This is a genomic window from Pseudomonas sp. Irchel s3f7, assembly GCF_900187615.1.
Taxonomy (GTDB): domain Bacteria; phylum Pseudomonadota; class Gammaproteobacteria; order Pseudomonadales; family Pseudomonadaceae; genus Aquipseudomonas.
This window is the reverse complement of the sequence record NZ_FYDO01000010.1, coordinates 1-9,954: the sequence shown is the minus strand read 5'-3', so window position 1 is coordinate 9,954 and position 9,954 is coordinate 1. Positions and strand designations below refer to the sequence as shown.

At 59.1% G+C, this 9,954-nt stretch carries 7 protein-coding genes and 1 pseudogene; 7 read left to right on the top strand and 1 reads right to left on the bottom strand.

The genetic code is table 11. From position 1 onward, the window contains the following. The first annotated feature begins 341 nt into the window (after positions 1–341). From CKW19_RS10470 to CKW19_RS10440, 7 genes are all read left to right on the top strand, one after another. Complete coding sequence (locus CKW19_RS10470) at positions 342–1,694, top strand: TolC family outer membrane protein (RefSeq protein WP_095057844.1); 1,353 nt, start codon at positions 342–344, stop codon at positions 1,692–1,694. A 35-nt stretch (positions 1,695–1,729) separates the two neighbouring features. After that, positions 1,730–3,886 (top strand): type I secretion system permease/ATPase, encoded by a 2,157-nt coding sequence (locus tag CKW19_RS10465; protein ID WP_095057843.1) that lies wholly within the window; start codon positions 1,730–1,732, stop codon positions 3,884–3,886. Next, positions 3,876–5,243 (top strand): HlyD family type I secretion periplasmic adaptor subunit, encoded by a 1,368-nt coding sequence (locus tag CKW19_RS10460; RefSeq protein ID WP_095057842.1) that lies wholly within the window; start codon positions 3,876–3,878, stop codon positions 5,241–5,243. Before CKW19_RS10465 ends, CKW19_RS10460 begins: the two co-directional genes overlap by 11 nt. Positions 5,244–5,594: 351 nt before the next feature. Next, positions 5,595–6,482: a TauD/TfdA family dioxygenase gene (locus CKW19_RS10455; protein ID WP_095057841.1), complete on the top strand. Its 888-nt coding sequence runs from the start codon at positions 5,595–5,597 to the stop codon at positions 6,480–6,482. An 18-nt stretch (positions 6,483–6,500) separates the two neighbouring features. After that, positions 6,501–7,526, top strand: a complete 1,026-nt coding sequence (locus CKW19_RS10450) for an ABC transporter substrate-binding protein (RefSeq protein ID WP_095057840.1) — start codon at positions 6,501–6,503, stop codon at positions 7,524–7,526. A 5-nt stretch (positions 7,527–7,531) separates the two neighbouring features. After that, a complete protein-coding gene (locus CKW19_RS10445; RefSeq protein WP_095057839.1) occupies positions 7,532–8,392 on the top strand; it encodes an ABC transporter ATP-binding protein in 861 nt (286 codons plus the stop codon). Between the two features lie 21 nt (positions 8,393–8,413). Next, positions 8,414–9,280 (top strand): ABC transporter permease, encoded by an 867-nt coding sequence (locus CKW19_RS10440; protein WP_095057838.1) that lies wholly within the window; start codon positions 8,414–8,416, stop codon positions 9,278–9,280. 538 nt (positions 9,281–9,818) lie between these two features. Here CKW19_RS10440 and CKW19_RS10435 read toward each other — a convergent pair. Further along, positions 9,819–9,954, bottom strand: a pseudogene (locus CKW19_RS10435) (IS256 family transposase); the annotation flags it as partial.

The following is a 9,954-nucleotide window of genomic DNA, read 5'->3' as shown; positions in this document are numbered from 1 at the left end:
GTCATGTTCAGTTGGGCTTCCATGGACCTGATGGCATCGCGCCGATCGGCCTGGATTGACTATTGCAAAATAAGTGCACAAATTTGACGCGGTTATTAGTCAATAAATTGGCTATATCTTTTCGCGATTAACTTTATGCCAAAGTATTGACCTTCTTGTGAGCATCCTAAACAATCGTCCCAGTAATGTCACATTGATATTTATGTGGCGACCCTGTCCTCAGTGTGTGATCCAGTTCCTCTTTTGAAACTTCCGACATACGGTCATTACGGTTGCCATCTTCCGATGCAGCGCTTTCTTTTGCTGTGATTCAAGACAAGAAGTCCCGGGAAATACCTACCATGCGTCCGCTTCTGTTCATGGCTATACCCTTCACCCTCGCAACCTCTTTTGTTCAAGCTCAATCCTTGCCTCAGGCCATGCAACAGGCGCTGGATGTCCATCCAGAGGTCCAGGCCGGCGTTAACAGCCGACTGGCCGCGGATTATCAATTAAAGGCTGCGAAGGGCGGATATCTGCCAAGGGTCGATGTACTGGGCGGTTATGGTCGCGAGGGGACTGATTCCGTTACCACGCGCACCGATGGCAGTAACAACCACTGGGAAACCCTGAACCGCAGCGAGTCAAGTTTGCGTCTCTCGCAAATGGTTTTTGACGGTTTTGCGACGTCCAGCGAAGTAGGGCGTCAACAAGCCACCGTTAACTCCCGTGCCTACTCGCTGCTGGGTACGTCCGAGCGCACCGCGTTGACCGTGGCCCAAGTTTATCTCGATGTGCTGAATCGCCGCGAGTTCGTCCGTCTGGCCGAGGACAACCTCAAGAGCCACCAACGTATTTATGACCAGATCCAGCTGCGCACTCAGCGTGGCGTCGGCAGCGGTGCCGACCTTGATCAGGCCGAAGCGCGTATGGCCCAGGCTCGCAACAACCTGCTCACTGAGCAGACCAACCTGGCCGATGCGGAAACCAACTACCTCGCCGCGGTTGGTCAGATGCCCGATCAACTGGAGCGTCCTGCCAATTTCATGGCGCTGTTGCCGGCCAACCTGAACGAAGCCCGCGCGCAAATGCTGGAAAACAGCCCGATCCTGCGCTCGGCCGAATCCGACATTGCAGCGGCCGAGAAGCAGTACGAAACCGCCAAATCGACGTTCTACCCGCGTTTCGATGCTGAATTGGGCCGCACCGCCGACAACGATATCGACGGTCAGAATGGCCACAACAACGAATGGCAAGCCATGCTGCGCATGCGCTTCAACCTGTACGCCGGCGGTAGCAACAAGGCCGATCTGGAATCCAAGTCCTACCTGTCAAACCAGGCGCTGGACATCCGTAACAACGCCCTGCGTCAGCTCAATGAAGAGCTGGGCCTGGCCTGGAATGCCCTGAACAACGCCAATGCCCAGGTGCCGATTGCCCAGCAGTACGTCGATCACAGCACCGCGGTGCGCACGGCTTACCAGCGTCAGTTCAGCCTCGGTGAGCGTACTTTGCTCGACTTGCTCGACAGCGAAAACGAGCTGTTCACCTCTTCGCTCCGTCTGGCGCAGATCAAAAATATTCAGTTATTTACTCAGTACCGAATCAAGGCGACCATGGGCGAATTGCTCAAGAGCCAGGGCGTAGTCGCGCCGTTGGCATCCGTTGTGCAGAACGACATGAAGCCCAAGGTGCAGCTGCCTGGGATGAATTGAGTTGTCCCTTTCCAACTGTATAAAGAGTGTCGAGCGTGGAATCAGAAGTCAGTCGGGTTAATCTCAGCCATGATCCACGCGCGTTGCATGATGATCCGCTGCTGGATGGTCTGCTCGCTTTGTGCATGTTGCACCAGAAACCCGCCAGCGCGGCCATGCTCACAACGGGCCTGCCGCTGCCCAAGCAACGCCTGAGTGTCGAGCTGCTGCCCCGTGCAGCGGCCCGCGCCGGCCTGCAAGGGCGAGTCCTGCAGCGCAAGCTGCAAGACATCCCGGCGATTGCCATGCCTGCGCTGTTGCTGCTCAAGGACGGTCGCAGTGCCGTGCTTCTGGGTTGGCAAGGCGAAGACCAGGCGCGGGTGCTGCTTAGCGAAAGCGACGGCGGCGAGTCCCTGGTCAGCCGCGAACTGCTGGCCGATGACTACACCGGCCAGGTTTTTTTCGCCCAACCCCAGCATAAATTCGATGTGAATCACGGCACGCTGATCCCGCGGGCACGCTCGTGGTTCCGCGACACCCTCAAGCGTTCACGCTGGCTGTATGCCGACGCCATCGCGGCGAGCCTGCTGATCAACATCATCGCCATGGCCGCGCCGCTGTTTGTGATGAACGTCTACGACCGCGTGGTACCGAACCAGGCTGAAGCCACCCTGTGGGTGCTCGCCCTGGGCATCACCGGTGCCTACATTTTCGACCTGATCCTGAAAAGCCTGCGCAGTCTGTGCCTGGATCTGGCCGGCAAGAAAACCGACCTGATCATCTCGGCGACGCTGTTCGAGCGCATCGTCGGCATGTCCATGAAATACCGCCCGGCGCGGGTCGGCAGCTTTGCCCAGAACATCCATGAGTTTCAGAGCCTGCGCGACTTCCTCGCCTCCTTGACGCTCACCAGCCTGATCGACCTGCCGTTCACGATTCTGATTTTTACCGTGATCGCGATCCTCGGCGGGCACCTGGTGTGGATTCCGGTGCTGGCGTTCCCGATAGCCCTGGTCATCGGTTATGCCTTGCAGAAACCGCTGGTGGCGACCATGGAGCGTACCATGGCGCTGGGGGCCGAGCGTCAGTCGAGCCTGATCGAAACCCTCGCCGGCCTGGATGCGGTGAAGGTCAACAACGCCGAAAGCGAACGCCAATATCAGTGGGAACAGACCATTGGCACCCTCAGCCGCCTCGAGCTGCGGGTGAAAATGCTTTCGGGTCTGGCGATGAACATCACCTTGCTGATCCAGCAATTGGCCGGGGTGATCATGATCGTCTTCGGCGTCTACCAAATCATCGCGGGCAACCTGAGCATGGGCGGGCTGATTGCCTGCTACATGCTCAGCGGCCGCGCGCTCAGTCCGTTGGCCTCGCTGTCCGGGCTGCTTACCCGTTATCAGCAAGCGCGGGTGACCATGACCTCGGTCGATCAAATGATGGAGTTGCCGCAAGAACGCAATTTCGAAGAGCGCCCCCTCAGCCGCAAAGTGCTGCAAGGGGCCATTGAGTGCCGGCAGCTGAACTTCACGTATCCCGAACAGCAGAACCCGGCGCTGAAGAACATCAACCTGACGATTCAGCCAGGCGAAAAGATCGGCATCATCGGCCGTAGCGGCTCGGGCAAAAGCTCGCTGGCGAAACTGTTGGTGGGCCTGTACCAGCCGGACGACGGCGCGTTGCTGGTGGACGGTGTGGATATCCGCCAGATCGACGTCAGCGAACTGCGCTACAACATTGGCTACGTCCCTCAGGACATCCAGTTGCTCGCCGGTACCCTGCGCGACAACCTGGTGTCCGGTGCGCGCTATGTCGAGGATGAGCTGGTGCTGCAAGCGGCAGAACTGGCCGGTGTCCACGAATATGCGCGTTTGCATCCGAAGGGTTATGAACTGCAAGTCGGCGAACGCGGGCAGAACCTTTCCGGCGGTCAGCGACAGAACGTCGCCCTGGCCCGTGCGCTGTTGCTCAACCCGCCGATCCTGCTGCTCGACGAACCGACCAGCGCCATGGACAACACCGGTGAAGAACGTCTCAAGCAACGCCTGGCGGCGGTGATCGAAAACAAGACCATGGTGCTGGTGACACACCGGGCATCGCTGTTGTCGCTGGTGGACCGACTGATTGTGATCGATCGCGGGCAGATACTCGCCGACGGCCCGAAAGCCGCGGTGATGGAAGCGTTGAAGAAGGGGCAGATCAGTGTTGCTTAAGTCGGGTGTCAAAGATTCGATCCGCCGCTACTTCAAGGGCTCCGCTTCGCTTCAGGGCCAACCGCTGCCAGAGGTCAACAAGGCGTTGATCGAGGACGCGCCTCGGGTGGTGCGGCTGACGATCTGGGCGATCATCGCGTTCTTCGTGTTCCTGATGCTTTGGGCCAACTTCGCGGTGATCGACGAAGTGACCAAGGGCGACGGCAAGGCGATTCCATCGTCGAAGATCCAGAAAATCCAGAACCTTGAAGGCGGTATCGTTGCCGAACTGTTCGTCAAGGAAGGCCAGATTGTCGAGGCCGGAGCACCGCTGATTCGCCTGGATGACACGCGTTTTGCCTCGAACGTCGGCGAAACCGAGGCCGACCGGCTGTCGATGCTGTTGCGGGTGGAACGCCTGAGCGCCGAGGTGGATGACCGCCCGCTGAATTTCCCGCAGGACGTGCTCAAGGCTGTGCCCGGGCAGGCCCAGAGCGAAGAGTCGCTCTATATCAGCCGCCGTCAGCAGTTGCACGACGAAATCGGTGGCTTGCAGGAGCAGCTGATTCAGCGTCAGCAAGAGCTGCGCGAATTCACCTCCAAGCAGGCGCAATACCGCCAGCAACTGGGTTTTCAGCGCCAGGAAATCGGCATGTCCGAGCCGTTGGTGGCCCAGGGCGCGGTTTCGCCGGTGGAAGTGCTGCGCCTCAAACGTGCCGAAGCAGAGACCCGTGGTCAGCTCGACGCCACGACCCTGGCGATTCCTCGGGCCGAATCGGCGATCAAGGAAGTGCAGCGCAAGATTGACGAAACCCGCGGCAAATTCCGCAGCGAGGCGCTGACCCAGCTCAACGAAGCGCGCACCGACCTGAACAAGGCCCAAGCCACCGGCAAGGCCCTGGAAGACCGGGTCAGCCGTACGCTGGTGACCTCGCCGGTGCGAGGCATCGTCAACAAGTTGCTGGTCAATACCATCGGCGGGGTTATCCAGCCAGGCAGCGACCTGGTGGAAATCGTGCCGCTGGACGACACCTTGCTGGTGGAGGCGAAGATCCGTCCGCAGGACATCGCGTTCCTGCACCCGGGGCAGGAAGCAACGGTGAAATTCACCGCCTATGACTACACCATCTACGGTGGTTTGAAGGCCAAGCTCGAACAGATCGGCGCCGACACCATCACCGACGAAGACAAGAAAACCACGTACTACATCATCAAAGTGCGCACCGAGCGCAGCCACCTCGGCAGCGATGACAAACCCTTGCTGATCATTCCGGGGATGGTCGCTTCGGTGGACATCATCACCGGCAAGAAAAGCGTGCTGAGTTATCTGCTCAAGCCGATCATCCGGGCGCGCGCCGAGGCGTTGCACGAGCGGTAGATCTCCATTGAGGCGACTGGCCTCATCGCGAGCAAGCTCGCTCCTACAGGAGTCAGTGGAAACACAGACCTACTGTAGGAGCGGGCTTGCCCGCGATGGCGTCCGTGAAAACACCACAACCCTGCCCAAAAGTGACCAATAACGTCACGCCTCAAGCGAACCAGTCCGTTAATAATCGCCATATCGTTATTCGCTAACGGTATTTAAATTTCAGTTCTTATATCTATAAAGTCAATCTCCTGCGTACCTGCCGACCAATCGGCGCGCCGCACGACACGAACCAACACGGGACCTCCGTGAGTTTCTGATCGACGCGCGCGCCTTTGAGCGTGCCGTGCGTGGGAGTGATTTATGTCTGCAGCTTCAGCATCGCCAAGCATCGCGCCACAATTTTTCGACATCCGCCCGTTCGACGGCGCGGTAGGCGCCGAGATCATCGGTCTCGATTTGTCCCGTCCGATCAATGATCAGGACTTCGCCCGCATCCACCGCGCGCATCTGGATCATCACGTGGTGGTGTTCCGCGACCAGCGCATTACCCCTGAGCAGCACATCGACTTCAGCCGCCGTTTCGGTGTGTTGCAGATCCACGTGCTCAAGCAGTTCCTGCTGGCGGGGCATCCGGAAATCCTCATCGTTTCCAATATCGTCGAGAACGGCCAGAACATCGGCCTGGGTGACGCCGGCAAGTTCTGGCATTCCGATCTCTCCTATAAGGAATTGCCGAGCCTGGGCTCGATGCTGCATGCCCAGGAGTTGCCCTCCGAGGGCGGCGACACGCTGTTCGCCGACATGCACAAAGCCTGGGACAACCTGCCGCTTGCGTTGCGCAAAGCGGTGGAAGGTCGCTCGGCGGCGCACTCCTACACGGCGCGTTACAGCGAGACCAAATTCGAAGGCAATTGGCGCCCGACCCTGACGCCTGAGCAACTCGCCCAGGTCGCTGAAGTGGTGCATCCGGTGGTGCGTACTCACCCGGAAAACGGCCGCCAGGCGTTGTTCGTCAGCGAAGGGTTCACCACCCGCATCGTTGGCCTGCCGGAAGACGAGAGCCAGCAACTGCTGACCGAGCTCTACGCCCACAGCGTGTTGCCGCAAAACATCTACCGCCATCAATGGCAGCCCCATGACCTGGTGTTCTGGGACAACCGTTCGCTGATCCACCTCGCCGCCGGATGCCCCAGCCATCTACGCCGCAAGCTGTTTCGCACCACCATCCAGGGCGACGCGCCTTTCTGATTTGTCGGAGATTTGATCATGACCAAACGTCTTCCATTTGCACCGCTGGCCGCCGCTATCGGCCTGGGTTTCAGCCTGATCGCCGGTAGTTTGGTGGCGCCGACCGTGGCCCACGCCGAAGGTGAAATCCGCATTGCCGAACAGTTCGGCATCGTTTATCTGCTGCTCAACGTGGTGCGCGATCAGAACCTGATCGAGAAGTACGGCAAGCAGGAAGGCATCGACATCAAGGTCGACTGGACCCAGCTCTCCGGCGGTGCAGCGGTCAACGATGCGTTGCTCGCAGGCTCGATCGACATTGCCGGTGCCGGCGTCGGCCCGCTGCTGACCATCTGGGACCGCACCCACGGCAAGCAGAACGTCAAAGCCGTCGCCTCCCTGGGCAACTTTCCGTACTACCTGGTGAGCAATAATCCCAAGGTCAAAACCATCGCCGACTTCACCGAGACGGACCGCATCGCGGTTCCGGCGGTGGGCGTGTCGGTGCAGTCGCGCTTCCTGCAATACGCGGCCGCCAAGCAGTGGGGCGACAAGGAGTTCAACCGCCTCGACAAGTACACCATTGCCGTTCCGCACCCCGACGCAACAGCCGCGCTCTTGGCCGGTGGCACCGAGCTGAACGGGCACTTTTCCAACCCGCCGTTCCAGGATCAGGAACTGGCCAATCCCAATGTGCACGTGGTGCTGAACACCTATGACCTGCTCGGTCCGAACTCACCGACGGTGTTGTTCGCCACCGAGAAATTCCGTAATGAGAACCCGAAAACCTACAAGGCGTTTATCGACGCGCTGACCGAAGCCGCGCAATTTGCGCAGAACGACAAAGGCGCGGCAGCCGACACTTACATCCGCGTCACCAAGGCCAAAATCGACCGCGCCGCGTTGCTGAAAATCATCGACAACCCGCAGTTCGAATTCAGCGTCACACCGAAAAACACTTACCCGCTGGCCGAGTTCCTGCACCGCGTCGGCGCGATCAAAAACAAACCGGATTCATGGAAGGATTACTTCTTCCAGGACGCCAAGCCGCTGCAAGGGAGCTGACCGACATGAACGCCCCTTTGCAAGGCCACACGGTCAGCAAACCGATCACGGCAGCCCAAGCGCTGCTGTCGGTCGATAACGTCAGCCTGGAATACCGCACGCCGCAGCGTGTGGTGCGGGCGACCCATCAAGTCAGTTTCGAGATCGACCCGGCGGACCGTTTTGTCCTGCTCGGCCCGTCCGGTTGCGGCAAGTCAACGTTGCTCAAAGCCGTCGGCGGATTCATCCAGCCCGTGGAAGGCGAGATTCGCCTACAGGGGCAAACCGTCCACGCACCGGGACCGGACCGGATCGTGGTGTTCCAGGAGTTCGATCAACTGCCGCCGTGGAAAACCGTAAAGCAGAACGTGATGTTTCCGCTGCTGGCGTCAAAAACCCTCAAGCGCAAGGAAGCCGAAGAACGGGCGCTGCACTATCTGGAGAAGGTCGGCCTCGCTGCGTTTGCCGATGCCTACCCGCACACCTTGTCCGGCGGCATGAAAGCGCGGGTCGCCATTGCCCGGGCGCTGGCGATGCAGCCGAAAATCCTGCTGATGGATGAACCCTTCGCCGCCCTCGATGCCTTGACCCGACGCAAGATGCAGGAAGAACTGCTACTGCTCTGGGAAGAGGTGCGCTTCACGCTGTTGTTCGTCACGCACTCCATCGAAGAAGCATTGGTGGTGGGCAACCGCATCCTGTTGCTGTCGCCGCATCCGGGGCGGGTGAGGGCGGAAGTCCACAGCCATCAATACGATTTGCACAGCCTTGGCGGCGTGGCGTTTCAGGAATCGGCGCGGCGCATCCATCGGTTGTTGTTCGATGAAAATCAGTCACCGCAAGCCGAGCACGAGCTGGATTTCGCCGACATCCGCATCGCTTATTGAGCCAGTTGAGAGGAGGGTCCGATGAGCCATTTATCATCCCCGCGTGAAGAGTTCGAAACGCTGTTGCAGCCACTGACCAGCGTACCGCTGGAGCGTGAACTGCCGCTGGGCCAGCGCCTGTGGCAACAGGGTTGGCTGCGCAAAAGCCTGATCCTGATTTTGCTGGCCGTGTTGTGGGAGGCGGTGGCCCGCTATCAGAACAACGACTTGCTGCTGCCAAGTTTTGTGCAAACCGCCTATGCGCTGTATGACGGGCTGCTCAGCGGCGAGTTGCTGGGCAAGGTGTGGATCTCGCTGGTCGTGCTGCTCAAGGGTTACCTGATCGGCATTGTCCTGGCGTTTGCCCTGACCACGCTGGCGGTGTCGACCCAGTTCGGACGCGACCTGCTCAGTACCCTGACCTCGATGTTCAACCCGTTGCCGGCCATCGCGCTGCTGCCGCTGGCGCTGCTGTGGTTTGGACTGGGGCAGAACAGCCTGATTTTCGTGCTGGTGCATTCGGTGCTCTGGGCCTTGGCGCTGAACACCTACGCCGGATTCCTCGGCGTCTCGGAAACCCTGCGCATGGCCGGGCGCAACTACGGCCTCAAGGGCATGCGTTTCGTGCTGTTCATCCTGATCCCGGCGGCACTGCCGTCCATCCTCGCCGGCCTGAAAATCGGCTGGGCCTTCGCCTGGCGCACGTTGATCGCGGCTGAACTAGTGTTCGGCGCCACCAGCGGCAAGGGCGGGTTGGGGTGGTACATCTTTCAGAACCGTAATGAGCTGTACACCGACAAGGTGTTTGCCGGGTTGGCCGTGGTGATTCTGATCGGGTTGCTGGTGGAGAATCTGGTGTTTGATTCGCTGGAGCGGGTGACAGTGAAGCGGTGGGGGATGGTGCGGTAATCTGAGGGATTGTTTCTCTATTTCCTTTGTCGGATTGTTGTCGACGCGGGGAGACCGTCCATCCGATTCAAGAGCTCTTGCCGACGTTGAGGTAGATATCTCGGGGGGGAGGTCCCAAATACGCCAATGGGCGTTGGAGTAGGTGAACGAATCTGAGCATTGTTTGCGTCAATCAATGGCGTCGTAAACAAGGTCGGATCTTGTCTAGAGTACATTGGAGCTTTTTCACCGGCTGATGTAGGTATTAGGGTTGCGCGATTAAGTGGGTAAGGAGGGGGCGAAGGTGGCTTAATTCTAGTTGCGCCGCTTTGTGGATAAACATCGAAGTAGGCTGGAGGACTGTTTGATGGCCTGCTGAATGGAGCCTCATGCCACCCGAGATGTCTGAAGTTTGCTCGCATTGCCCGATAGCCTAGAAAGGTTGAGGCTGTACCCGAAATCAAACTTGTAGCGGTGAGTGCTTGAGATACCTGAGGCGGGACTGTCAGATATTTTGTGTGCAGGCCGGTAACGGCCTGCCGTTAGGCAGGCCATTCTTTTACCAGGCTGGCCTGATAAATCGATCTCCGTACAGAATCGCGAATTGATTCATCGCACTTTTCCAGTCATGGGCCGCTGAGCCCCAGTTTGCTGTGATGTTGCGCAGCCCAAGCCAGATCAGTTTTGTCGCCGCA

Coding starts and splice junctions, on each gene's coding strand:
- CKW19_RS10445 (WP_095057839.1), top strand. CDS start 7,532: ATGAACGCCCCTTTGCAAGGCCACACGGTCAGCAAACCGATCACGGCA.
- CKW19_RS10440 (WP_095057838.1), top strand. CDS start 8,414: ATGAGCCATTTATCATCCCCGCGTGAAGAGTTCGAAACGCTGTTGCAG.
- CKW19_RS10455 (WP_095057841.1), top strand. CDS start 5,595: ATGTCTGCAGCTTCAGCATCGCCAAGCATCGCGCCACAATTTTTCGAC.
- CKW19_RS10450 (WP_095057840.1), top strand. CDS start 6,501: ATGACCAAACGTCTTCCATTTGCACCGCTGGCCGCCGCTATCGGCCTG.
- CKW19_RS10470 (WP_095057844.1), top strand. CDS start 342: ATGCGTCCGCTTCTGTTCATGGCTATACCCTTCACCCTCGCAACCTCT.